Source organism: Streptomonospora nanhaiensis (genome assembly GCF_026642255.1).
Taxonomy (GTDB): domain Bacteria; phylum Actinomycetota; class Actinomycetes; order Streptosporangiales; family Streptosporangiaceae; genus Nocardiopsis; species Nocardiopsis tropica.
This window is the reverse complement of record NZ_CP113264.1, coordinates 2,109,907-2,135,411: the sequence shown is the minus strand read 5'-3', so window position 1 is coordinate 2,135,411 and position 25,505 is coordinate 2,109,907. Positions and strand designations below refer to the sequence as shown.

Genomic DNA, 25,505 nt, shown 5'->3' with positions numbered 1-25,505 from the left:
CTCACTCCCCCACGACGTGGCGCAGCTCGTACAGGCGCTTCCACAGCCGGGCCCCGTTCTCCGCCCGGTGGCGGATGGCGGAGTCCCAGTAGGCGAGCAGGCGCCCCTGGTCGTCGGGGTCGTCCTTGCGGACCGCTCCCAGCAGGTAGCCGGGGACGAGGGCGAGGGGGTCGGCCGCCCCCAGGTAGGCGGTCTGCAGACCGAGGGAGGTGGTGACGCCCACCGCCTCGGCGGTGCTCATGACGGTGGTGGGCCGCTCCACGGGCCAGCCCTCGACGGAGGCTCCGGAGCGCAGGTCCCGGAAGGCGGTGACCAGCGCTTCGAGCACGGCGTCGTCCACGGGGAGCTCGTGGCCGTGGCGGGCCAGCGCCGTGCCCGCCTGGCGGCGCACGAGGTCCACCTCGGCCTCCAGGTCGGCGATGGGCGGGACCACCTCGAAGTTGAAGCGGCGCTTGAGCGCGGCGCTCATCTCGGACACGCCCCGGTCGCGCAGGTTGGCGGTGGCGATCACGTTGAAGCCGGGCCGCGCCAGGAACTGGCCGTCGTCGGTGAGCTCGGGGACGGCCATCCGCCGGTCGGAGAGCAGCGAGACCAGGGAGTCCTGGACCTCGGGCAGGCAGCGGGTGACCTCCTCGACCCGGACGACGCGGCCCGTCCGCAGCGCCGTGAGCACCGGGGAGGGCGCGAGGGCGTCGACGGTGGGGCCCTTGGCGAGCAGGAGCGCGTAGTTCCAGCCGTAGCGCAGGTGTTCCTCGGTGGTTCCCGCGGTCCCCTGCACGGTGAGCGAGCCGGTTCCGCTGACGGCGGCGGCGAGGAGTTCGGACAGGAGCGACTTGGCGGTGCCCGGTTCGCCGACGAGCAGCAGGCCGCGTTCGCCCGCGAGGGTGACGACGCAGCGCTCGACGAGCCCCCGCTCACCGACGAACTTGGCGGGGATCTCCATGCTCGACGGGAGCCCGTCGACGGGGGCGGGCAGCCGCAGCGCGGCGCCGCCGCTGCCGACGACGAAGGTCACGACGGCGCGGGGGGTGAGCCGCCAGCCGGGCGGGCGCGGCCCGGGGTCGTGGGCGGCGAGGAAGGCGAGTTCCCCGGCGTACCGGAGTTCGGCGGGCTCGATCTGGACGTCGGGCGCGGTTTCTGGCACCGCTTCTCCTCGGGGTGGGTTCTGGTCGGGTCTGGCGGGGGCGGGCGGGGCCGGTCCGCGCGGCGCGGAGGGCGCCCGCGGCGGCCCCGAGGGGCGCCCCGGCCGGCTCCGGCGGTGCGGAGCCGGCGGGGAACGGGTCCCGGTCCGCGTCCGTGCCCGGGGGCGCGGCCGCGGACCGGCGGGCTACCGGCCGGGCCGGTCCCCGTCGCGGAAGCGTCCCCATGCCTCGGCGAAGAGGTCCGGCAGGGGGCGGGCGGCGTGGAACCTCACCTGTCGGCCGGAGGGCAGGCGGTTCCTCCGCGCGCCCAGGTCGTACAGCGGCAGCTTCCACGCCTCGTACGGCAGGTTGGGCGCCTTGGCGTCGGTCCAGGGGCCGGGGACGAACACCGAGCGCCCCGACCGGGAGCGCTTGGCGGTCAGCACGAGGTCCGTCGCCGCCAGCTCGGCCTGGACCTTCTTGTGGCGTGCGGGGGTCCACCCGTTGACCGCGCGGATCCTGCGGTCGGTGGGTTCGAGCAGCGTCAGCAGCTGGAGGTACAGGCGGGCGGCGTCCGGCGAGAGCCCGAGTTCGGCGCGGGCCTCCTCCAGGACCCCGGGGGCCGAGGCGGCCGGGTCGTGCTCCCGGGCGCCCTCGGGCAGCTTCCCGGAGGAGACCCGCTCGGCCAGGGAGGTGAAACCCTCGCCGAGCAGGAGTTCGACCTCCGCGAGGACCCCCTGCCCGATGTAGCTCGAGCCGTCGACCACCACGCTCCGCAGCACCCGCGAACGGACGTCCCGGCCCAGCCCGGACGGGCGGAACCACACCTGCAGCACTCCGCGGCCGCCGGCCGTCAGCACGGCCACGCCGTTGTCGGCGCTCTCCGCGAACGGGGTGCCGCCCGCGGGGTCCCGGTAGGGTTCGCCCCCCACCTCCTCCAGGCGCCGCCGGGCGTCGGTGACCCACATCGCCCCGACGCCGAGCAGCAGCCCGGGGGCGCCCAGCAGCTCCCGGACCGCGGTCAGGGCGGCGGGGACGCCCTCGCGCACCGGGTCCCCCGCGGGGAGCTCGTTGCAGGCCCACGGGACGAGGTGGGCGAGGTCGACGAGGACGGCGGTCAGCCGCCCCGCCTCCACCGTGGTGTGGAGGAGTTCCGTGTAGTCGTGGTAGTGGCTCTTGGACAGCCGGAGCCGTGAGACGACGTCGCGGTTCAGGGCCGGCTCTCCCGTGTGGTCGGCGAGGAGGCGCAGCCGCTGGAGTCCGACCCGGTCCAGCCCCGACGCCCCGAACGCCGTCAGGGTGGACTCCGGCAGGGCGAACCGGCGTCCGAAGCGGGCGTTCCACGCCCGGGCGACGCGTTCGGCGACCCCGGACACGCCTCCCGGCTCCCACAGGGCGGCGATGCCCTCCGGGGTTCCGGGCAGGGCCTCGCGGTACAGGTCGAGCACGTCCTGCACGGTGACGCCGGCGAACTCCTCCGCGGCGAACCGGGCGCCGACCGCCGACAGTCCCAGCTCGCGCCGGTCCAGGTCGGGAACCGCGCCCGCGCCGACCCTCCACGGGGCGCGCAGCAGCAGTTCCGCGGCCTCCGGGATCAGCCCGGTGTCCCCGGCCAGGGCCTCGGCGGCGCCGGGGTCCCAGGGGATCGGGCCCCGCTCGGCGACGGCGGCGGTGAACGCGGTGAGCTGGTCGGCGTCGCCCCAGGCCAGGTCGGCCCGGCGGCGCTCGTACCCGGCCCCGGGGGACTCCTCGGGCGGGGTTCCGCCCGTGCGGGCCTCCACGAAGGTGTGCACGGTGCCGCGCTCGGAGCGGTTTTCCGCGCCGGGGACGCTGGAACGGGCCCCCGTGTCGGTGCGGCGGATCCCCTCCCCCGCCAGGGGCGTGAACTCCTCCCCGCCGACGACCTTCCCCGTCTCCACGGTCGCGGCGCGGTCGGCGAAGAGGGTCCCCGACCACCTCCGCAGGAAGTCCAGCAGGGCTGACCGTTCGTCCTCGCCGACGGCGGGCAGGGCGGACTGCCAGGCCAGGGCGCCGATCCGGCCGAGGAGGAGGCTCCAGTCCGCGCTGGTGCGGGGCCGGTCCGCGAGCTCCCCCGCGTCGGCCTCCCCCCGCAGGAACCGGGAGGTGGCCTCCAGGTGGGCCCTGGCGTCGTGGTCGTCCCTGCCCAGGGCGGGGAGGAAGCGGTACAGGCCGCGGGCCAGGGGCTCCGACTCGGGCCTCCCCGGCACGCTCTCCACGGTCCGGCGGATCCCGGCGAGGTAGTCGCCCAGCTCCGCCCGGAGCCCGGCGGCCGAGTACGCGAACCCGGTGACGTTCCGGACCAGGCTCTCGTCGGGGGCGGCCCCGTCCGCGGAGAGCAGTGCCCCGGCCGCCTTCGGGGTGAGCTCGATGTCCGCCGTCCTGTTGGCGCGCCGCTCCGTCCCGGCCGCGTCCAGCAGCGGGCCCAGGTCGGCGGCGGACACGCGGCGCAGGAGGGCGGACGAGCGGGGGTCCCTCGCCGTCATGAAGTGCCAGAACACGGGTTCGGGGAGGTAGGGGACGCCCCACTTGGCGGTGCACTCGCAGGCGGTGCCCGTGTGGCAGCTCCAGATCTGCCCGGAGCCGTCCGCCGCCAGGAGGGTGGCGCCCCCGGCGCCGCTGAGTGCGTGGGTGGCGCCGCCCGGGGCGGTGAAGAGGGCGGCCGGGGCGGCGGAGGCGTAGGAGTGGCGCCCCCTCCCGTCCGGGACGCGCACCTCGGCGGAGCGCCCGTCGGGGGCGGTGATCCGGAACGCGGTGTGTCCCGCGCGGCGGCCGAGCCCGACGACCGCGAACCCGGCGACCCCGTGGGCCCCTCCGAGGGGGGATCCCTCCGTGGGCTCGTCCAGGGGGCCCAGCGTGCAGGCGTGCAGGAGCAGCCGCTCCCCCTCGGCGAGGGGCTGCTCCTCCAGGAAGGCGGGCAGGCTCCTGCGGCCCCGGTCCCCGGTGGCGGGGTCCGTCTCGTGCAGCCGGCCGCGGTCCAGCACCCAGTGGGTGCGGCCGTCGCCGAGCACGTGGCGGTCGGCCTTGCCGGGGTCGTCGCCGGCCCGGACGGCGCGGTGGCCGCCCATGCGGGCGCCGTCCGCGGTGAGCTGGGCGGCCCCCGGGCTCCCGCCGCGCGACCCCCAGGAGTACACGGCGGAGTCGTAGCCGGAGAACGCGAGCACGGTGTCGGGGTCGGTGGTCCAGTAGCCGCGGTTCTCGCGGTCGGCCCGGTAGACGACGAGGAAGGCCCCGTCGGCGTACACGGCCCGGACGTCCCCGGCCCCGGCCGGCAGGCGGGGCACGTGCTCGGCGACCCGGCCGCGCGGCCCGACCGCGATCACCTTGGCGGCGGAGGCCAGGGTGAGGACGGGCCAGCTGGCGGTGCCGGTGATCCCGGGACCCTTGCCGGTGCCGGTCGCGCCGAGCTCCCTGGCGGCCTCCTCCAGCGCCTCCCAGGCGTACTCGCCGACGATCCCGGCGCGCAGGGTCACGGCGAGCGCCCCGGCGACGTCGACGGACTCCAGCTGGGCGAGGCGGTCGGGGAAGGCCCGGAAGGCGTCGCCCCCGACCTCGGACCTGAGCTGCTGCAGGTGGAGGCCGAGCTGGGCCAGGGCCGTCCCGCCCATGGCGCCGACCAGCTCTCCGAGCCGCCGGTCCACGTAGGGGTGCAGGTACTCGTAGGGCAGCAGCTCGTCCAGGACCCGGCTGTGGCGCCGGCCGTACCCGGTGGCGGAGGCGGCGAGCACGGGTTCCCACACGGGGTCGGCCCGCACGTGGGCGAGGTCGCGCCGGGGGGCTCCGCTCCGGTCGGACACCCAGGACTCCAGGTCCAGGGCGGCCTCCCCCGGCGGGAGCACGGGCACGCCCAGTTCGAGGCACATGTCGAGCAGCACCGGGGAGACCTCGCCGCGGAACCGGCTGCCGCGCCCTCCGAGGCCGACCGGGTCGCCGTCGGCACGGAGGCGGTCGGCGAGGCGCGGCACCAGTTCCAGGAGGCGGTCCGGCACGCTCCGCCGCCAGCCCCGGCAGTGGGAGACCATCCGGGAGAACCAGGCCGCGGCGCCTCCGGGGACCGGCCGGGCCGGGTCGGCGAGGAGGTCGACGGCCCCGGCGTCGTCGAGCATCTGCAGCCACCACTGCTGGAACGCGGCCCCGCCGGAGACGAAGAGGCCGAGCAGGGCGCGGGCGGCGTCCTCGTCGGAGCGGCCCAGGGCGACCAGGCCCGGCCGCGCCGCCTTCCAGAAGCCCTCCGGGGCCGAGGACGTGGCGGGCACGGTCAGGAGCTCCCGCAGGACGGCGACCTCCTCCTCGGCCGGGTCGAGCCCGGCGGCCCCGGCGAGGGAGCGGATCTGCTTGGGCAGGCCGGTCCAGGGCGGGAGCCCGCCCAGGGTCCGGCGGATGCTGAGCTCGCGGAACTCCGCGTAGGCGCGGGCGGGCTCGTAGCGCGCGGCGAGTTCGGCGGCGTGCCCGGCCAGGGCCTTGACCGTGAGTGCGCCGGCGAAGGCGAACTCCAGGAAGGCCTCCCGGCGGGTCGCCTCGTCCACGGGCAGGCTGTAGACGCGTTCGGCCTCGCGGGCGCGGCCGAACATGACGGCGGCGGTGCGCGCGTTGTCCGCCGCGACGAACGCGCGGCCCGCCTGCTCCCAGTAGGAGGGCAGGTGGTGCAGGGGCACGCCCTCGGCGATGCGCGCGAACTCGTCGGAGGCCGGGCCGGGGCGGTTCGCGGCCAGGCGGGCCGCGCGTTCCATGGGGCGGACCAGGGCGAGCGCCTCGGCGCGGCGCTCCGGGTCGTTGACCAGCGCCCACTCGGGGTAGCCGAGGCCGCGCGGGCGGGCCAGCGCCAGGGGCTCGGAGGCCTCCTCCACGGCGAAGCCGAGGAAGTCCAGGGCCGCGTCCTCGGCGGGGGCGAGGGTGTCGGGGACGAGCCGCACGACGGTGCGCCCGCCCAGCATCGGGTGGGTGTAGGCGCGGGCGCGGACGGTGTCGGCGGCGCCGTCGGCCGGGGCGTCCAGGGGGGCGAGGCCCGCCTCGAGGAGGCCGGTGCCGGGGGTGGTGGTCACGACTGCGTCGTCTCCTCTTCGGTGTTCCTGCGGCCCGCGTGGATCAGCTCGGCCATGCGGATGCCCTCCGACCAGGCGATGGGTCCCACGTCGCCGAGCCGGAGGGGGCGCTCGGCGTCGTCGACCCACAGGAGCCGACCGGTCTCGGTCCCGTAGTCGGGCGCGTCGGAGCCGATCCAGTAGCGGGCCTGGACCGGGCGCCCCCGCTCCGTGACGCGGCAGACGGCGTAGCCCCCGCGGACCGTGAACCCGTACCGCTGGGCGCGGCCGGTGGCGTGGCGCAGCTGGTCGAACTCCCCGCCGGAGTAGTCCTCGACCGCAGTGGCTCCGGCCTCGACGGCGTCGGGCTTGCGGTGGATCGCGCGGGTGAGCTGCGGCAGGCGCTGGGTGATGCCGAGTTCGAGGGCGAACTCGCGGACGTCCTCCAGGTCCTCGACGAGGACGGGGTGGACCGGGACGACCCGGTCGGCGTCCAGCCAGACGCTCTCGGCGTCCAGGTCGAGGACGCCGATCCGGCCCCGGTCGTCCACGCCCCGCAGGAAGCCGCCGTCGCCGCCCCCGGCCGGGACGACGAAGAGGTCGGTGAGCAGCTCCCTCCAGGCGGGGTCGGCCCACACGCGGGCGATCACGGAGGCGGGCACGGGGAGGGAGCCCAGGAGCCAGGACTCGACCCGTTCGACGCACTCGCGCTCGTGGCGTTCGAGCCGGAGCAGGACGCCGCGGAGGTGTTCGGCCTCGGCGGACTCGCGCACCTTCTTGGGGACGGTCTTGAGCCTGCGGCCCCTGGCGTTGCGGCACACGAGGGAGGCGCCGTCGAGGGCGAGCGCGTAGCCGTCCGGGCCCTCGGTCCAGACCGGGTCGGCGGCAGGGGGTGGGGAAGTCGTTGCCATGGTGAGGTTATAGCGGTGACCGGTGACAACACGGGACACAGTCGCCGTAGGCGCCTTCTCCGCCACGAAGGGTGGCGTTCCCGTGCACCGCGGGTCACCGCGGCCGGGGCCCGCGAGACCGGCCCCGACCGGATCCTGCTGACCTCAGCCGGCCCCCGCCCCCGCGCGGGGCCGCGGGCGGCGGACAGCACGGTGGCGCCGCTCCCCGGGGGGACGGCGCCACGTGTGCGTCGGCGGGGGTCAGCCCAGCGCGTTCGCGATCAGCGGGTCGACGGTGACCGCCACGAACAGCAGCGCCAGGTAGGCGTTGGACAGGTGGAAGAAGCCCATCGTCTTGAGCTGGGCGCCGGTGACGCCCGCCCGGGAGCGGCTGAGCAGGCGGTGCGCCTGGAACACCAGCAGCGCGCCGAGGGCGACGGCGACCGCGCCGTAGAACCAGGTGGTGCCGGCGACGGGCCAGAAGACGACCGACACGACGGCGGTGGCCCAGCTGTAGAGCACGCACTCCAGCAGGACCCGGCGGTCGCTGGCGACCACGGGCAGCATCGGCACCTTGGCCTGCGCGTAGTCCTCCCGGTAGCGCATGGCCAGCGTCCACGTGTGCGGCGGCGTCCAGAAGAACACGACCAGGAACAGGACGAACGGCGCCCAGTCGAGGCTGTCGGTGACGGCCGCCCAGCCGATCAGCACCGGCATGCACCCGGCGATGCCGCCCCAGACGACGTTCTGGGCCGTGCGCCGCTTGAGGAGCAGCGTGTAGACGAAGATGTAGAACAGGATCGCGAAGACCGACAGCGCGGCCGACAGCAGGTTCACGAGGAGCGCGAACCCGACCGTGGAGCCGACCGCGAGCACCAGCCCGTAGGTGAGGGCGCCCCGGGGGGTCACCAGGTCCATCGCGCCGGGACGCTGCCTGGTGCGACGCATCTCACGGTCGATGTCGCGGTCGATGTAGCAGTTCATCGCGTTCGCGCTGGCCGCAGACATCGTGCCGAAGAGGAGGGTGGCGACCGCGGTCCACAGCGGTGGCACGCCTCCGGCGGCGACGAACATCACCGGGATGGTGGTGATGAGGAGGAGTTCGATGACGCGGGGCTTGGAGAGCGCCACGTAGGCCTTGACGTACTCGCCCGTGGTGGCCCTGCGGGGGGGCCCGGGTTCGTGGCCGTCGGGGGTGGTGCCCGGTACGCGGTTCGTGAGCGCCATCAGTGCCGCGCCCTCACGGCCGGACGGCTCGCTCGCGTCCCCACGGGGGGTACCGGCTCGGTTTCAGACACGCGGATACCTCGACAACTCTCGGGATTTCGACACTGCTCGCCACGCGGGGCCGAGCGGACCGACAAAGCGTCAGGAACGGCGAAAACCCCGTCAACGACATACTGTAGTACTTCCTCGCGGGGACCGTGGACCAGCCCCCTCACAACGAAAGGCCCTGGTCCCGGCTCCGCGGATCGCACACGGGCCGCCGGGTGTACAGAAGGGTCGCACACGCCCCGTCGCTCATCCAGCCTGCCACGCGCCGGGGTCCCCCGGGCACGGGCCTCCCGCTGCGCACGGCCCGCGCACCCCCGGACCAGCGGAGCTACCACTCGGTAATGAGAGGTGTCGGGCAACGACATCCCGGGGCGCGGACGATAGGCTCGAACACGGCCGAACCTGTCGTGGTCTCCCGGCCGCGGCGGCCGTCGCCGGGGGCACCGATGACGCGTCCGCGCCTTGACAACCGCAGCGCGGCCCGCCCTCCCGCACCCCTCACGGCCCCGTCCCTCCGGCGGGCCGTCCCGGGGTGCCCGGCGCCGCCGACGACCAACGCAACCGACGCACCCAGCCCGCAGCCCGGGCGCGAGGGGTGCCCGAGAAGGAGAACGAAAGTCCGTGAACGCCCACACCCCGCAATCCCTGGAGTGGTCGGACCTCGACCTCCGCGCCGTCGACACGGTCAGGGCGCTGGCGATGGACGCGGTAGAGAAGTCGGGTAACGGACACCCCGGCACCGCGATGAGCCTGGCTCCCGCCGCGTACCTGCTGTTCCAGAAGGTCATGCGCCACGACCCCGCCGCGCCCGACTGGGTCGGCCGGGACCGGTTCGTCCTGTCGATCGGCCACTCCAGCCTCACCCTGTACATCCAGCTCTACCTCGCCGGATACGGGCTGGAGCTGGACGACCTCAAGTCCCTGCGCCAGTGGGACAGCCTGACCCCGGGCCACCCCGAGGTCGGCCACACCGCCGGCGTGGAGACCACCACCGGCCCGCTGGGCCAGGGCGTGGGCAACGCCGTCGGCATGGCGATGGCGGCCCGCCGCGAGCGCGGCCTGTTCAACCCCGACGCCGGCCCGGGCGCGAGCCCGTTCGACCACCACGTCTACGCGTTCTGCTCCGACGGCGACGTCCAGGAGGGCGTGAGCCACGAGGCGAGCGCCCTGGCCGCCACCCAGAACCTGGGCAACCTCATCATGATCTGGGACGACAACCAGATCTCCATCGAGGACGACACCCGTATCGCCCACTCCGAGGACGTGGCCGCGCGCTACCGCGCCTACGGGTGGCACGTGGAGGAGGTCGACTGGACCTCCACCGGCTCGTACGTGGAGGACATCGACGCCCTCTACCAGGCGATCCTGCGCGGCAAGGCCGAGACCGACCGTCCGACCTTCATCAAGCTGCGCACCGTCATCGGCTGGCCCGCGCCCAACGCGCAGAACACCGGCGCGGTCCACGGCGCCGCCATGGGCACCGACGAGATCTCCGCCACCAAGCGCATCCTCGGCCTGCCGGACGAGCCGTTCGGGGTCCAGGACGACGTCATCGCGCACACCCGCAAGGCCCTGGAGCGGGGCGGCGAGGCCCGCGCCGAGTGGCAGACGGCCTTCGACGCGTGGCACCAGGGCGCGGGCGAGCGCGCCGAGCTGTTCGACCGCCTCGCCGCGGGCAAGCTCCCCGACGGCTGGGAGGAGGCGCTGCCCACGTACGAGCCCAGCGAGAAGGGCGTCGCCACCCGCAAGGCCAGCGGTGACGTGCTCTCGGCCCTGGCCCCGGTGCTCCCGGAGCTGTGGGGCGGCTCCGCCGACCTGGCCGGGTCCAACAACACCACGCCCAAGGGCGAGCCGTCCTTCCTGCCGTTCGAGCGGGCCAGCAGCAAGTTCCCCGGCAACCCGTACGGGCGCGTGCTGCACTTCGGCATCCGCGAGCACGGCATGGGCTCGATCCTCAACGGCATGGCGCTGCACGGCCCGACCCGCCCCTACGGCGGCACCTTCCTGGTGTTCAGCGACTACATGCGCCCGGCCGTCCGCCTCGCCGCGCTGATGAAGCTGTCGGTCACCTACGTGTGGACGCACGACTCCATCGGCCTGGGCGAGGACGGCCCCACCCACCAGCCGGTCGAGCACCTGTGGGCGCTGCGCGCCATCCCCGGCCTCGACGTGATCCGCCCGGCCGACGCCAACGAGACGGCCGTCGTGTGGCGCGCGGTCATGGAGAACTCCGGCCGCCCGGCCGCGCTCGCCCTGACCCGGCAGAACGTGCCCGTCCTGGACCGGTCCGAGTACGCCCCGGCCGAGGAGGCCGTCAAGGGCGGCTACGTGCTGGCCGAGGCGACCGGCGGCTCCCCGGAGGTCATCCTGCTGGCGACCGGCAGCGAGGTGCAGATCGCCGTGGAGGCCCGCAAGGTCCTGGAGGAGGCCGGAACGCCCACCCGCGTCGTGTCCATGACGTGCGTGGAGTGGTTCGAGGACCAGAGCGAGGAGTACCGCGAGAGCGTGCTGCCGTCGTCGGTGCGCGCCCGCGTGTCCGTCGAGGCCGGCATCGCCATGGGCTGGCGCTCCTACGTCGGCGACGCCGGCGAGTCGGTGAGCCTGGAGCACTTCGGCGCCTCTGCCCCGTACCAGACCCTGTACGAGAAGTTCGGCTTCACCACCGAGGCCGTCGTGGAGGCGGCTCGCAAGAGCGCCGCCAGGGCCGGACGCTGACAGCGCGGGTCCCGCCGTCGACCGGTGGGACCCGCTCCCCTTGTGCGAGAGGGCGGCAACGCCCGTGAGGAAGGCGCGAACACCATGAGCAACCCACTCGAGGACCTGTCCGAGGCAGGCGTGTCCGTCTGGCTGGACGACATCAGCCGCACACGGCTGCGGACGGGCAACCTGACAGAGCTGATGTCGACCCACAAGGTCGTCGGCGTCACGTCCAACCCGAGCATCTTCGACAAGGCGCTGGCCGAGGGCGACGCCTACGACGAGCAGGTGAGCGAGCTCGCCGCGCGCGGCGTCTCGGTCGAGGAGGCCGTGCGCCTGCTCACCGCCTACGACATCCGCTGGGCGGCGGACACCCTCCGCCCGGTGTACGACGCCACCGACCGCGTCGACGGCCGGGTCTCCCTGGAGGTGGACCCGCGCATGGCCATGGAGACCGAGCGCACGGTCGCCGAGGCCAAGGCCCTGTGGTGGCTGGTCGACCGGCCCAACCTGATGATCAAGATCCCCGCGACCGCGGAGGGCCTGCCCGCCATCACCCGCGTGCTGGGGCTGGGCATCAGCGTCAACGTCACGCTGATCTTCTCCCTGGAGCGCTACCGCCAGGTGATGGACGCGTTCCTGGAGGGCATGGAGCTGGCCCGCGCCAACGGCCACGACCTCTCCCGGATCCAGTCCGTGGCCTCGTTCTTCGTCAGCCGCGTGGACGCCGAGGTGGACAAGCGGCTGCGGGCGATCGGCACCGAGGAGGCCACGGCCCTCCTCGGCCGCGCCGCGCTCGCCAACGCCCGCCTGGCCTACCAGGCCTACGAGCAGGTGTTCGAGGGCAAGGAGTGGAAGGCCCTGGAGGCGCTCGGCGCCAAGCCCCAGCGCCCGCTGTGGGCCTCCACCGGCGTGAAGGACCCCGCCTACGAGGACACCCTCTACGTCACCGGGCTGGTCGCGCGCGACACCGTCAACACGATGCCGCAGGCCACCCTGGACGCCGTCGGCGACCACGCGGTGGTCGCGGGCAACACCGTGCTCGGCAGCTACGCGCAGGCCCACGCCGACTTCGCAGCCCTGGAGGCCGCGGGCGTGAACCTGACCGAGGTGTTCGGCCACCTGGAGACGGACGGCGTCGCCAAGTTCGTCGCCTCGTGGGAGAGCCTGCTCAAGGGCCTCTCCGAGAAGCTGGCCGCCTCGGCCTGAGGCGCCCCCTCCCGGGCCGCGGGCCCGGGAGGGACCCCCGATCCGGTCCCCGTCGCCGCCCGCGCCCGCGCCCCCGAGGCGTGGGCGCGGGCGGCCGGCCACCGCCCACCGGCCGCTCTCAGAAGGAAGAGACCTGTGAAAGAACCGGTGATGCCCGGAGCGGTACCCAACCCGCTCCGCAACGCCCTGGACCGCAGACTGCCCCGCATCGCCGGCCCCAGCGTGCTGGTGCTGTTCGGCGTCACGGGCGACCTGGCCAGGAAGAAGCTCCTGCCCGCGATCTACGACCTCGCCAACCGGGGGATGCTGCCGCCGGGCTTCGGCCTGGTGGGGTTCGCCCGCCGCGACTGGGAGGACCAGGACTTCGCCGAGCAGGCGCACGAGGCGGTGCGCAAGTACGCGCGCACGCCGTTCCGCGAGGACGTGTGGCGCCAGCTCAGCGAGGGCGTCCGGTTCGTTCAGGGCGACCTGGACGACGACGACGCGTTCGACCGCCTGGCGGAGACCGTGCGCGAGCTCGACGAGGTGCGCGGCACGGGCGGGAACTACGCGTTCTACCTCTCGCTGCCGCCCAAGCTGTTCCCGACGGTGGTCAAGCAGCTCAAGCGGTCCGGCCTGGCCGAGCCCGGCGAGGACGACGGGCCCGCGGGCGGGGGCGGCCTGCGGGTCACCCCCTGGCGCCGGGTGGTGATCGAGAAGCCGTTCGGCCACGACCTGGAGAGCGCGCAGGAGCTCAACGCGGTGGTGGACGACGTGTTCCCGCCGTCGTCGGTGTTCCGCATCGACCACTACCTGGGCAAGGAGACGGTCCAGAACATCCTGGCGCTGCGCTTCGCCAACACCCTGTTCGAGCCCCTGTGGAACCGCAGCTACGTGGACCACGTGCAGATCACCATGGCCGAGGACATCGGCGTGGGAGGACGCGCGGGCTACTACGACGGGATCGGCGCGGCCCGCGACGTCATCCAGAACCACCTCCTGCAGCTCCTGGCCCTCGTCGCCATGGAGGAGCCGATCTCCTACAGCGCGGACGCGATCCGCGCCGAGAAGGAGAAGGTCCTGGCCTCGGTGTCGCTGCCGGAGGACCTGGGGACCGGGACCGCCCGCGGCCAGTACGCCGCGGGATGGCAGGGCGGCGCGGCGGTGCGGGGCTACCTGGAGGAGGAGGGCATCCCCTCCGACTCCGTGACCGAGACCTACGCGGCGCTGAAGCTGGCGGTGGACACCCGCCGCTGGTCGGGGGTGCCGTTCTACCTGCGCACCGGCAAGCGGCTGGGCCGGCGGGTGACGGAGGTGGCCCTGGTGTTCCAGGCCGCCCCGCAGCAGATGTTCCCGCGCACCGACGTCAGCGAACTGGGGCAGAACGCCCTGGTGCTGCGCATCCAGCCGGACGAGGGCGTCACGCTGCGGTTCGGCTCCAAGGTGCCGGGCGCGAGCATGGAGGTCCGTGACGTGAGCATGGACTTCACGTACGGGCAGTCCTTCACCGAGGCCAGCCCCGAGGCGTACGAGCGGCTCATCCTGGACGTGCTCATCGGCGACCCGCCCCTCTTCCCGCGGCAGGAGGAGGTCGAGCTCTCCTGGCGCATCCTCGACCCGGTCGAGGAGTACTGGGCCGAGTCGGGCCGGCCCGAGCAGTACGGCTCGGGCACCTGGGGCCCGGAGTCCGCCGAGAACCTGCTCGCCAGGGACGGCCGCCAGTGGCGGCGCCCGTGACCAGCCACGACCACGCGGGGAGGAACCCATGACGCTCTACCTGCCGCGCACCACGACGTCGCAGATCACCGAGGCGCTCATGTCCGAGCGGCTCAGCGTCGGCGGCGGCGCCATGAACATGGTGCTGACCCTGGTCATCGTCACCGACGAGGCCGACCACTACGACGCCGTGCGCGCCGCCACCGAGGCGGGCCGCGAGCACCCCTCGCGTGTGGTGGCCCTGATCCGGCGCGACCCCGACGCCGAACCCGCCATCGACGCCGAGATCCGCAGACCCGGCACCTCCGGGCCGGGCGAGGCCGTACTGCTCCGGCTGTACGGTCCGCTCGGCGAGCACGCGGACTCGGTGGTCACCCCGCTGCTGGTCCCCGACGCCCCCGTGGTGGCGTGGTGGCCGGGCGCGGGCCCCCTCAACCCGGCCGCCGACCCCGTGGGCCGCCTGGCCCAGCGCCGCATCACCGACGCGCTGCGCGCCCCCGACCCGTTGCGGGACCTCGTGGAACGGGTGGCCCACTACCGTCCGGGCGACACGGACCTGACCTGGACCCGGCTGACGCCGTGGCGCTCGCTCCTGGCCAGTGCCATGGACCAGCCGTGCGGGTGGGTGAACTCGGCGAGGGTGACGGCCGAGGCGCACTACCCGAGCGCCGAACTGCTGGCGGCGTGGCTGTCGGACCGGCTGGAGGCGCCCGTGGAACGGGCCGTCTCCCACGGCCCCGGGCTGACCGAGGTCAGGCTGACCACCTCGGAGGGGGACATCGCGGTCTCCCGGGTGGACGGCAGGGTGGCCACGCTGTCCCGGTTCGGGCAGCCGGACCAGACGGTGGCGCTGGCACGGCGCGGCGCCGCACTGGCGCTCGCCGAGGAGCTGCGCCGCCTGGACGCCGACGAGACCTACGAGAGCGCGGCCCACCACCTGGGTCCGCTGCTCGCGGAGAGCGGAGCACGAGGATGAGCGAACCGGAGATCGTCCGCCACGCGGACGCCGCGGGGCTGGCCGACAGCGTCGCGTTGAAGCTGGTCAACATGATCGTCCAGGCCGAGGCGGACAAGCGTGACTTCCACCTGGTCCTGACCGGTGGCGGGATCGGCATCCGCGCCCTGGAGGCGGTGCGCGACCACGCCAACGAGGCCGGGATCAGCTGGGCCCACGTCCACCTGTGGTGGGGGGACGAGCGCTACCTGCCGGACAAGGACCCCGAGCGCAACGAGACCCAGGCGTGCGCGGCGCTGATCGACTCGATCTCCGTACCGAGCCACCAGGTGCACCCGATCCCCGCCTCCGACGGGCTGGACGGGGGCCAGGTGGAGCACGCGGCGACCCGCTACGGCCGGGAGCTGGCGGTGGCGGCGCGCGGGGAGGGACCCGTGCCCGTGTTCGACGTGTGCCTGCTGGGGGTCGGCCCCGACGCCCACGTGGCCTCGCTGTTCCCCGGGCTGTCGGGGGTGCGCGAGGACGAGGCGTCCGTCGCCGCGGTGCGCGACTCGCCCAAGCCGCCGACGGAGCGGGTGACGCTGACGCTGCCGTCCATCCGCGCGGCCCGCGAGGTGTGGGTGCTGGCCTCGGGCGAGGGCAAGGCCGAGGCGGTGCGCCTGGGGCTGGCCGGGGGCAGCGTGGACGAGGCCCCGGTGGCCGGCGCCCGCGGCGCGGAGAGGACCGTGTTCTGGGTGGACGAGGCCGCGGCCTCCGAGCTGTAGCGCGAGACGGCGCGTGCGGGCGCCCCGGCCGGAACCGGCCGGGGCGCCCGCGTGTCCGGCCCCGGTCCCGCCCCGGGCAGCGGCGCCCCCTCCTGCCAGAATGGCCGCCATGGCGAACATCCACGACACCATCGGCCCCCGGCTGGCCCGGTTCCTCCTCGACCAGCCGGTGTTCTTCGTCGGCACGGCGCCCCTGGGCGCGGAGGGCCACGTCAACGTCTCCCCCAAGGGCATGGACGGCACCTTCGCCGTGCTCGGCGAGCACCGGGTGGCCTACCTCGACTACACGGGGTCGGGTACCGAGACCATCGCCCACCTGCGGGAGAACGGCCGCATCGTGCTGATGTTCTGTGCCTTCGACGGACCGCCGAACATCGTCCGCCTCCACGGCCGGGGGCGTGCCGTCCTGCCCGCCGAGGCCGGGTTCGAGGAGCTTCGCTCCCATTTCCCCAAGGAGCGCACCCTCGGGCAGCGGGCGATCATCGTGGTCGACGTCCACCGCGTCTCCGACTCGTGCGGCTTCTCCGTCCCCCTGATGGACGTGCGCGGCGACCGCGACCTGCTGGACCGCCACCACGAACGCCGCGATCCCTCCTACTTCACCGACTACTGGCGGACACGCAACGCCACCAGTATCGACGGCCTGTCCGGCGTGCCCGAGCCGTCCGGTCCGGATGCGGGGACCCCCGGGGACGCCCGCACACGCGCCTGAGGGGGCGCCGGACACGGGAGCGCGGGCACGGCGGGGTCCGGGCACCGCGCGCGGACCCTTCCCCGCGCCCCGGCCGCGTGGCTCAGTCGGCGTCCCCGGCCCCGCCGAGCGGGAGCAGGCGCACGGCGGTCTCCGTCCCGTCCCCGTGCAGGATGTGGCGCATGCCCGAGTGGTCGGGGAAGAGGCCCTCCGGGGTGTGCGCCAGCAGCTGGAGGTGGGCCATGGCGTACTTGGGCGTCGAGTTCCGGCCCGGGAGCCGGATGGACAGCTCCTCACGGGCCTCGAAGTCCTGCACCTCGACCTCCCCGGCCAGGGCCGCCAGCGCCTCGGCCCCCGCGGTGACCGGGACCTTGGCCACCCAGTGCGGGCCCTCCGGGGTGAGTGCCCTCTCCCTCTGCTCGGCGGTCTCCCCGGACCAGGTGAACCAGGGGGCGCCCGTGACGGCGGCGCCGTGTTCGGCGGCCAGGGCGCCGAGCTCCGCCACCGTGGCCGTGACGGCTCCGGTGACCGCGTCCCAGTCGTACTGGTCGGGTCGGCCCGCTCGCCGCTCCACGGCGACCGGGGGAACGGTCCTCGACAGGACCGTCGTCCCCGGCGCCTCCCCGCGCCGGACCGCGGGCGGGGCGGTGAGGAGTGCGCGGGCGGTGGCGATCGCCTCGTCCTCGGCCCGGCGCCGGCGGTGCAGGGCCCCGGTGTGCTCCTCCAGCAGTGCGGCGGCGGTGTCGGGGGCCTCCAGGGCGCGGCGGACGTCCTTGACGCTCATACCGGCGCCGCGCAGCGCCGTGACCAGCACGGCGGTCGCGACCTGCTCGATGGAGTAGTAGCGGTACCCGGTCTCCCCGTCGACCTCGGCGGGGACCAGCAGCCCCTCGGAGTGGTAGAAGCGCAGCGTCTGCGGGGACAGGTCGCTCATCTCGCTGAATTCCTTGATGGACAGGCTCATGCCGCCAGTCTCGGGGTTGCGGTAACCGCAAGGTCAAGCCCGCGGCCGCGAGTCCTCCCGCCGCCCGGGAGCCCGGGCCCTCACACCGCGTGGGGGGCGGCGCCTGTCACGCCGGCCGCGGAGGGGCGCTCCCCCGCCACGCGGGGCGGCCTCCCCGGCGGCCGGGCGCGGGGCGGTCGCGACCCCGTCGCCGCGCTCCCGGGGCCGCCTTCCCTCACGCCCCCGAGTGCACCGCGGGCCGGGCCCGGGAGAGCTCGCGGACGGTCGCCATGTCGTCGAAGGGGAGCATTTCGCCGCCGACGATCTGGTACGGCTCGCTGCCCTTGCCGGCGAGCAGGACGACGTCCCCCGGACCGGCCGAGGCCAGGGCGGCGGAGATGGCCGCACGGCGGTCCCCGTCCCGTTCGTACGGGGTGCCCGTCCCCGTGAGTCCCGGGGCGACCTGGTCCATGATCGCCTCAGGGTCCTCCCACCTCGGGTTGTCCGATGTCAGGAAGCACAGGTCGGAATGGGTTCCCGCGATCTCCCCCATCCGCGCGCGCTTGGTCGTGTCGCGGTCGCCCCCGCAGCCGAAGACGGTGAGGACCCGCCCCCGGGCGAACCCGCGGATCGTCCGGAGGACCTTGTCCAGCGAGTCCGGCGAGTGGGCGTAGTCGACGACCACGGACACCCCGTGCGGGGCCTCGAAGCGCTCGAACCGGCCCGGGATCTGCGGCATGCGTTCGAGCGCGTCCACGAGGGCGCCCAGTTCGTGGCCGAACCAGTGGCAGGCGGCCAGGGCCGCGAGCGCGTTGGACACCGAGAAGCGGCCCGGCACCGGGATGGCCGCCGGGTACCTGCGGCCGCCGTGGTGCAGGACGAAGCGCGTCCCCGAGGCGTCGACCTCCAGGTCCGTCGCCCGGTAGTCGGCCTCCGCGTCGATGGCGTAGGTCGTCACCGCGCCGGGCATCATGGCGGGGATCGCCGCACCGACCGGGTCGTCGGCGTTGACCACGGCGTGGCGGCACATGCCCTGGAACAGGCGCAGTTTGGCGTCGCGGTAGTCGTCCATGGTGCCGTGGTCGTCCAGGTGGTCCTGGGTCAGGTTGGTGAAGATCCCGACGTCCACGAAGGAGCCCTCCACGCGGTGGTGGAGCAGGCCCATCGACGTGGCCTCCAGCACCACGCTGAGGGTCCCCCTGTCGCGCATGCGCCCCAGGATGTACTGGAGGTCGGGGGCCTCGGGGGTGCTCAGCACCGAACGCGGCATCGGGACGGGGTCTCCGCCGGTGCGGCTGCCGGAGGTGCCGATGACACCGACCCTGGCTCCCTTGGAGATGCGCAGCAGCGACTCGTACATGGACGACACCGAGGTCTTGCCGTTGGTCCCGGTGACCGCCACCACATCCATCCCCCGGCCCGGGTGACCGTGGTAGCGGGCGGAGACGAGGGCCGCGGCGACACGGGCGTCGGCCACCTCGACCACGCAGGCGCCCTGGGGCGCGAACCGGGACGAGGGGTCCGGCGGCCCGGTCTCGACGAGGACGGCCGCCGCGCCCCGGGCGAGGGCGGACGCGACGCCTCCGGCCCCGCCCCCCTCGTGTCCGGGCACGGCGACGAACAGGGATCCCGGGGACGCCCTGTGGGCGTCCAGGCACGGGCCGGCGGTGATCCGGATGTCCGGGTCGCCGTGCAGGATCCGGTGGTCATGGCCTTCGAGCAGCTCGCTCAGCTTCACGAGGGGTTCCCTTCGAGCATGGCGCGCGCCGTTCGCACGGGCGGCACCGGTGGGCGCGGCCGACGGGATGCCGTGGGCCGGCGGAGCAGGGAGCGGTGGTGCGGTGTGGCGGGCCCGGTGAGGGGCGGGCGCGGCTCCCGGTCAGGGGGCGGCGCACCGTGTGGGTGGGGGCGTGGCGCACCGTGGCGCACGGGGGCCACGGGGACGACGCGGTGGAGAGGCGGCCGGAACCGCGGGTGGAGGTCGCTAGCCGTGGCCGTGGAGAGCCCGGAGCCCGGTACGGGGGGCCTCGGGCACGGCGCAGGTCGAGCCGGTGACGGCGGAGGGGGCACGGCACGGGGCGGCGAGGGGAGAACCCTGTCCACACGCGCGAGTACCGGCCATGCTCCGAGTGTACGCGCCCGGTCGCGGACCGCGGCGGGCGGAGCGCCGGTACGGGGGCGTGGGGCGGGGGCGCCCGTACACGGGGCGGGCGCGGTGCCGGGCCTCACCCCCGCTCGGCCTCCGACTCCTCCGCCCCGGCGTCCGGCACCTGCGGTTCGGCCCCTCCGACGAGGCGCGGGTCACGGGCGGACCCGCCCGGTTCGCGCCCGGCGGCCCGGGGCGGGCCCTCCCGCGGGAGCTCCTCCGGGCCCGCCGCCTCCCGGGCGATCCGGACCGCCGTCGCCGCGGCGCCGTGGCCCATGGTGTGGCCGAACCTGGCGATCTCCGGGGGCGCCACGTTGAACGGGCGCATCATGCCCATGTCCTCGTGTTCGAGCAGGTGGCAGTGGTACATGTACCGGCCCGTCCCTCCCGTGAACCGGCCCATCACGCTCACCATCGTCCCCGGCCCGACCCGGATCACGTCCTTCCACCCCTCCTCGTCCGGGTTGACCACGCCCGCTCCCGCGAAGGCGAGGGGGTGCCGGGTGGTCTCGCTCACCCGGTCGAAGCCCGAGACGTCGTAGGTGTCGCGGCGCAGCGCCTGGAACCTGGTGAGGTGGATGTGCATCGGGTGCATGGGACCCCCGAGGTTGAGGAAGCTCCACATCTCCCACCCGTCGAGCGGGACCACGAAGTTGATCGTGTCCATGAAGGTCGAGGCGGCCTTGCGGTAGGTGCGCAGGCGTCCCGAGTGGTCGCGGATCCGGATGTGGCCCCCCTCGGGGTGCGCCGCGTGGCCGTCGTCCGCGTGCGCCGGGTGCGCCCCCGCCGCGTGCGGGGAGTGGTCACCGGGCGCCGCCACGTGCTCCAGCTCCAGGAACTTGGGGTGCGCGAACGCGTCCGGCTGCGTGATCAGCACCATCCGGTGGCCGTGGTGGGGGTGGTCCTCGTGCCTCACCCTCACGTAGCCGGCCTTGAGCGCGGGGTCGGCCGGAGGCGTGAAGGAGTCCGTGGCCTCGGTCGCCGAGACCCGGAACTGCATGACGGCGGGGAAGAGCTCGCCGCGGGTCGGCCTTCCCTCGTCGTCGACCATCACCAGCCGCAGCCGGGACGCCTTCCCCGCCTCCGTCCCGAACTTCTTGAAGTCCACGAGGAGGTCGGCCCGCTCGGCCGGGGAGATGGTCAGCCGCCCCCGGAGGTCGATGGGCCTGCCCAGCCGCCCGCTGTCCGTGCCGACCTGGAGCACCGCCCCGCGGACCTCCTCCGGTGTCGGCGCGGTCAGGTTGCCGCCGCCGTCCTCCTTGAACAGGCCCAGCGTGTAGGTGCGGGCGTTGGCCCCGTTGAGGACCCGGAAGCGGTACCAGCGCCGCTCCACCTCCAGGTACGGCCAGATCCTCCCGTTGACCGTCTGGTAGGGCCCGGTGAAGGGGAGCGTGGACGGCCAGGTGGTGGGGTCGTCCGGATCCACGCCGTCGCTGCCCGTACCGGTCGCCGGACCGTCCGCCAGGGCGACCACCTTGTGCAGGAGCTGCGCGGTGGGCGGGCTCCCCGGCCTGCCGTCCGTGGTCTCCAGGTTGCGGTCGCCGAGGATGAGCGGGACCTCGTGGACCGTGCCGCCGTCCGCGCCGCTGGTGGGGGTGAGCGCCTCGTCGTCCTCGTCCCGCAGGATGTAGGCCCCGAACAGCCCGGCGAAGACGTTCCAGCGGGTGATCCCCATCGCGTGGTCGTGGTACCAGAGCAGGGTGCCGGGCTGGTCGTTGGCGTACTCCGAGAGCTGGGCGCGTCCCGTGTAGACGGCGTCGTCCGTCCATCCGTCGCTGCCCCCGTCGGTGTAGCCGCCGTGCTGGTGGGTGACGCTCCACGGACGGATCGCCTCGACGGCGGTCGCGATCGCGGCGCCCTCGCTGCCCGGCCGGGAGGGGGTGCCGGGCGGTCTCGGCGGCACCCAGACGTGGCGTACGGGGTACTTCTCGCCGGTCGTGATCGCGTTCTCCCAGATCACACGGATACGCGTGCCCCTGGCCACGTCGAAGGTCGGCCCGGGGACCGTCCCGTCGTAGGCGAACGCCTCGGTGGCGGGCTCGCCCCGCACGTCCAGCTCCGAGTGCAGGCTCACCTTCGTCCGCTTCAGCCTCACCGTCACCTGGGCCACCCCGTCGGGGCCCTTCTCGGACAGGTCGGCCTCGGCCGGGACGGGCAGGGCGTCCTTGAAGGGGGTCAGTCCGAGTTGCTTGGGCAGGTCGGCCATGGTCATCCTCCGTGTGGTCGGAACGGCTCGCGCGGGCGGTCCCCCTCCCGCGCCGGTACGGGGCGCGCCGGTACGGGGCGCGCCGGTACGGGGCGCGCCGGTACGGGGCGCGCCGGCGACCGGGGCCCGGCCTCCGGCGGACCGCCGGCCGGGCCCCCCTCCCGCGCCGGTGTCGGGGGAGTGCGGCGCCGCGGCCCGCCCGGGGCGGGAGCGGCAGGCGGCCGCGGGCGCGGCCTAGGCGAGGACCTGAGGGCAGGTCAGACCGTGTTCGGGCACCTTCCCGCTGATCAGGTACTCGTCCAGGGGGTCGTCCACGCAGGCGCTCTTGCCCCTGCCGTACACGGTGTGGCCGCCGCCCTCGTAGGTGACCAGGACGGAGGTCGTCAGCCGGGCGTGCATGCGCTGCGCCCACCGGTAGGGGGTCGCGGGGTCCCCCGCGTTGCCGACGAGCACGATCGGCGGGGCGGCGGACGCCGTGAACTCCTGGGCGCCGGTCTCCGCGAGGGGCCACCGCGCGCACGAGGCCGTCGCCCACACGGGCGCGCCGCCGAACAGCGGGGCGCGCAGCTCGGCCGCCTCCACGGCCTCCCGGTAGGCGCTCAGGTCCTCCGGGTCGTCCCGGTCCGCGCACATGACGGCCGTGTAGGCGTCCGCGTCCTCGTCCGCCTCCTCGCCGAAGGCGCGGTCGTACATGTACTCCAGGTACCGCCGGTAGGTCTCGGACCCGGTGTCCCCCTCTGCCAGGTCCGTGAAGAACCCGGCCAGGTAGTCCCAGGTCCACTCGTCGTAGAGCTGCGTGGCGACCATCTCCGCCAGCATCTCGCCGGTGACGGTCCGCCCCCGCACGGTCGGCCGGTCCCGGTCGAACCGCTCCAGGAGGGCCGGCGTCTCCTTCACCGCGGCCCGGCCCGACGTGAACGGGCAGCCCTCCACGGTCCGGGCGCAGTGCTCGGCGACCATCTCCCAGGAGTCCTGGAAGGCCTCCTGGACCTCCACCGCGAGCCGGGCGTTGGAGGGCGCCGTGTCCACGACCCCGTCCAGGACCAGCGCCCTCGTCCGGTCGGGGAACATGTCGGCGTACAGGGCCCCGACGTGGGTGCCGTACGAGTAGCCGACGTACGTCAGCCCCTCGTCCCCGAGGGCGTCGCGGAGGACGTCGAGGTCGCGCACCACGTTGACGGTGCCCATGCGCGACAGGAACTCCCCGCCGACGGCCTCGGCGCAGCTGTGCCCGTAGGCCTCGGCGGCCTCGCCCAGCCCGCGCAGGTCGGCGGCGGTCTTCGCCGCGGGGTCCCCGGGGGCCACGCGTTCCAGCTCCCGCTCCCACGCCCGCGACCCGTCGCAGTCCAGGCCCCCGCTCCGCCCGACCCCGCGGGGGTCGAACCCCACCAGGTCGAAGGAGGCCTGCACCCGCTCCCCCAGGAAGGGGTTGCGCATGCCGTCCACCGTCGAGACCCCCGGCCCCCCGAAGTCGACCACCAGCGATCCCCTGCGCTCCGACTCCGGGCCGTGCGCGGGCCTCCGGGCCAGCGCGATCCCGACCGTCTCCCCGTCGGGGCTGCCGTAGTCGACCGGGACCGTGAGGGTGCCGCACTCCAGCTGCGCCATCCACGGCGGGGTGCCCCCGCCCGCGTCGGCGTCGACCGCGTCCAGCTCCGCCTGCGTGAAGCACGGGCTCCACGCGATGTCCTGACCGTAGAACGGAAGGGGCACGTAGGCGTCGGCGGGCGGCCGCGCGGAACCCGTGGTCACCGCGAGCACGACCGCCAGTCCCCCGGCCCCGAGGACGGCTCCCGCTCCGCCGAACCGCCCGAGAGCACCCGTACACCAGCGCCTTGTCCGCACCGTGGCTCCGTTCCCGTCAGCGCCGACCGGCCGCTGCCGGGGCCTTTCGCACCATTTCAGCGGAGAACACACCGATCACGGACGGTAACATTCCGTTCGGGAGGTAAACAGTCGGTCTTGTTTGCGGGCGTCCGTCCACGTCTCAGGCGCGCGGACAGGTGAGACCGGAACGCGGCGCCTCCCCCGTCAGCAGGTAGGCGTCCACGGGCCGGTCCACGCAGGGGCTGCGCTCCTTGCCGTACAGGGTGTGCCCCGCCCCTTCGTAGGTGACCAGGACGCCCGTCTCCAGCTGGTCCGCGAGTTCCTCGGCCCAGGCGTAGGGGGTGGCGGGGTCCCCGACGGTCCCGATGACGACGATCGGCGGGGCGTCCGGGGCGGTGATCCCCGTGGGCGCCTCCTCGCTCTCCGGCCAGTACGCGCACGGCAGCTGCTCCCACACCAGGTCGGGGCCGAACAGCGGGGACAGCCCGGCCGCGCGGTCGGCCGCGTCCCGGTAGGCCGCCACGTCCTCGGGGTCGGCGCGGTCCGCGCAGTTGACGGCGGTGAACACCGCGTTCGCGTCCTGGTGCTCCAGGCGGGGGTCGACGTCCTCCGGGTCGACGTCCTCGTACTTGCCGAACGTGTTGTCGTACAGCTCACCGAGGTGGCGCGCGGTCGCCTCCCCGTCGTCCGAGGCGAGGGCGCCGAGGAGGGCGGCCAGGTAGTCCCAGCTCTCCTCGTGGTACAGCTCCATGCCGATCATCTGGAGCAGGGTCTCGCCGTCGACGGGGATGCCCTCGACCTCGGCGGGTTCGCGGTCGAGCCCCGCCAGGAGCTCCTGCATCCGCGCGTCGGCGCCGCCCCCCTCGGGGTCCGCCCCGGCGAACGGGCACCCGTCGGCCTCCGCCGCGCAGTGGGCGGCGAACATGTCCCAGGTGTTCTGGTGGGCGGCCACCTGGTCCAGGGCGATCCCCGCGTTGGACAGCTCGGTCTCCACGGCGCCGTCCAGGACCAGCGCCCGCGTGTTGGCGGGGAACATCTCGGCGTAGAGGGCGCCGATGTGCGTGCCGTACGAGTAGCCCACGAAGCTCAACCGCTCGTCGCCCAGCGCGTCGCGGACGATGTCCAGGTCGCGGACGACGTTCACCGTGCCCAGGTGGGCGAGGAACTCCTCCCCCACCGCCTCGGTGCACGCCTCGGCGTAGCGGCGGGCGGCGTCCTCCAGCGGCTGGAGTTCCACGTCGGTCAGGTCTTCGGGGTCGGTGTCCGCGACGCGCCGGAACGCGTCGTCCAGGACGTACCGGTCCCCGCACGCGAAGCCCCCGCTCTCCCCCACGCCGCGGGGGTCGAAGGAGACCAGGTCGAAGGCGGAGCGGACCTCGTCGCCGAAGTACGGGAAGTCCAGCATCTCGATGCCCGACACACCGGGGCCGCCCGGGTTGAGCACCAGGGACCCCAGGCGCTCCTCCGCCGGGCCGGTGGCGGGGGCTCTGATCAGCGCGATCTCCAGCACCGTCCCGTCGGGCCGGTCGTGGTCCAGGGGGACGGCCACGGTTCCGCACTCCAGGGTCTCCAGCCAGGCCGCGTCGGCCCCCCACCCGGCGAGTTCGCCGACCTGCCGCTCGTCGTAGCAGGCGCGCCAGCGCACCTCCTGCCCGGCGAAGGGCCCTTCCTCCCCGGGGGGCGCGGACGAGCACCCGGCGAGCAGCAGCACCGCGGCCGCGGCCCCCGCCGGCACCGCCCTCGGGGCCGCCCCCGCTCCCGTGCCTCCCCCGACGCCCGCTGCTCCCCTGCCCACGCGCGGCTCCGTTCCTGTCCCCGCGCCCCCGCGCGGCGGCCGTGTCACACCGGGACCGGCTCGTCCCTCACCGGAGAGGGTGCCGTACGGACCCCGGGCGATCCACCCGCCGGTCCGGCGCCGTCCCGGAAAACAGAAGTGGCGGCCCCCGGAGGGCCCGCCTCCGGCCGGGCGGCCACCCCCTCGCGGCGAGGGGCCGTCCCGCCGGGCCGCGGGAGGCGGGCGGACCGGAGTGCACGGGACCGCCCTCCC

General features: G+C 74.8%; 15 protein-coding genes. 6 read left to right on the top strand and 9 right to left on the bottom strand.

The genetic code is table 11. The features are described 5' to 3' along the window. Position 1: 1 nt before the first annotated feature. The 4 genes from OUQ99_RS09345 to OUQ99_RS09330 all read right to left on the bottom strand — a co-directional run bounded on the left by OUQ99_RS09345 (position 2) and on the right by OUQ99_RS09330 (position 8,277). A complete protein-coding gene (locus tag OUQ99_RS09345; protein ID WP_267949027.1) occupies positions 2 to 1,144 on the bottom strand; it encodes an ATP-binding protein in 1,143 nt (380 codons plus the stop codon). A gap of 183 nt (positions 1,145 to 1,327) precedes the next feature. After that, a complete protein-coding gene (locus tag OUQ99_RS09340; protein ID WP_267949026.1) occupies positions 1,328 to 6,181 on the bottom strand; it encodes a hypothetical protein in 4,854 nt (1,617 codons plus the stop codon). After that, positions 6,178 to 7,071 (bottom strand): DUF4132 domain-containing protein, encoded by an 894-nt coding sequence (locus OUQ99_RS09335; RefSeq protein WP_267949025.1) that lies wholly within the window; start codon positions 7,069 to 7,071, stop codon positions 6,178 to 6,180. The genes OUQ99_RS09340 and OUQ99_RS09335 overlap by 4 nt, the downstream gene beginning before the upstream one ends. A gap of 240 nt (positions 7,072 to 7,311) precedes the next feature. Further along, a complete protein-coding gene (locus OUQ99_RS09330) occupies positions 7,312 to 8,277 on the bottom strand; it encodes a heme o synthase (RefSeq protein ID WP_267949024.1) in 966 nt (321 codons plus the stop codon). Positions 8,278 to 8,946: 669 nt separating this feature from the next. On the opposite strand from OUQ99_RS09330, the gene tkt reads away from it, so the two are divergent. The 6 genes from tkt to OUQ99_RS09300 all read left to right on the top strand — a co-directional run bounded on the left by tkt (position 8,947) and on the right by OUQ99_RS09300 (position 16,357). Then, the gene (gene tkt, locus OUQ99_RS09325) at positions 8,947 to 11,040 is read left to right on the top strand and encodes a transketolase (protein WP_267949023.1); all 2,094 of its coding nucleotides are present in this window, start codon (positions 8,947 to 8,949) and stop codon (positions 11,038 to 11,040) included. Between the two features lie 84 nt (positions 11,041 to 11,124). Next, positions 11,125 to 12,231 (top strand): transaldolase, encoded by a 1,107-nt coding sequence (gene tal / locus OUQ99_RS09320; protein ID WP_267949022.1) that lies wholly within the window; start codon positions 11,125 to 11,127, stop codon positions 12,229 to 12,231. A gap of 150 nt (positions 12,232 to 12,381) precedes the next feature. Beyond that, entirely contained in the window at positions 12,382 to 13,947 is a 1,566-nt protein-coding gene (gene zwf, locus OUQ99_RS09315; protein ID WP_267950321.1) for a glucose-6-phosphate dehydrogenase, read from the top strand. Between the two features lie 28 nt (positions 13,948 to 13,975). Continuing rightward, positions 13,976 to 14,902 (top strand): glucose-6-phosphate dehydrogenase assembly protein OpcA, encoded by a 927-nt coding sequence (locus OUQ99_RS09310; RefSeq protein ID WP_267949021.1) that lies wholly within the window; start codon positions 13,976 to 13,978, stop codon positions 14,900 to 14,902. Further along, positions 14,899 to 15,645, top strand: a complete 747-nt coding sequence (gene pgl / locus OUQ99_RS09305) for a 6-phosphogluconolactonase (RefSeq protein WP_267949020.1) — start codon at positions 14,899 to 14,901, stop codon at positions 15,643 to 15,645. The genes OUQ99_RS09310 and pgl overlap by 4 nt, the downstream gene beginning before the upstream one ends. Before the next feature lie 109 nt (positions 15,646 to 15,754). Further along, positions 15,755 to 16,357 (top strand): pyridoxamine 5'-phosphate oxidase family protein, encoded by a 603-nt coding sequence (locus tag OUQ99_RS09300; protein ID WP_267949019.1) that lies wholly within the window; start codon positions 15,755 to 15,757, stop codon positions 16,355 to 16,357. Positions 16,358 to 16,439: 82 nt separating this feature from the next. On the opposite strand, the gene OUQ99_RS09295 is transcribed toward OUQ99_RS09300, so the two are convergent. The 5 genes from OUQ99_RS09295 to OUQ99_RS09275 form a co-directional block, all read right to left on the bottom strand. Then, positions 16,440 to 17,300, bottom strand: a complete 861-nt coding sequence (locus OUQ99_RS09295) for a MerR family transcriptional regulator (protein WP_267949018.1) — start codon at positions 17,298 to 17,300, stop codon at positions 16,440 to 16,442. A 214-nt stretch (positions 17,301 to 17,514) separates the two neighbouring features. Beyond that, a complete protein-coding gene (locus OUQ99_RS09290) occupies positions 17,515 to 19,017 on the bottom strand; it encodes a UDP-N-acetylmuramoyl-L-alanyl-D-glutamate--2,6-diaminopimelate ligase (protein ID WP_267949017.1) in 1,503 nt (500 codons plus the stop codon). 487 nt (positions 19,018 to 19,504) lie between these two features. Beyond that, positions 19,505 to 21,631 carry a multicopper oxidase family protein gene (locus OUQ99_RS09285; RefSeq protein ID WP_267949016.1) on the bottom strand — a complete coding sequence of 709 codons (2,127 nt, stop codon included), beginning with the start codon at positions 21,629 to 21,631 and terminating at the stop codon, positions 19,505 to 19,507. 234 nt (positions 21,632 to 21,865) lie between these two features. Continuing rightward, complete coding sequence (locus OUQ99_RS09280; RefSeq protein ID WP_267949015.1) at positions 21,866 to 23,476, bottom strand: alpha/beta hydrolase; 1,611 nt, start codon at positions 23,474 to 23,476, stop codon at positions 21,866 to 21,868. A 142-nt stretch (positions 23,477 to 23,618) separates the two neighbouring features. Beyond that, positions 23,619 to 25,193 carry an alpha/beta hydrolase gene (locus tag OUQ99_RS09275; RefSeq protein ID WP_267950320.1) on the bottom strand — a complete coding sequence of 525 codons (1,575 nt, stop codon included), beginning with the start codon at positions 25,191 to 25,193 and terminating at the stop codon, positions 23,619 to 23,621. Positions 25,194 to 25,505 lie beyond the last annotated feature (312 nt).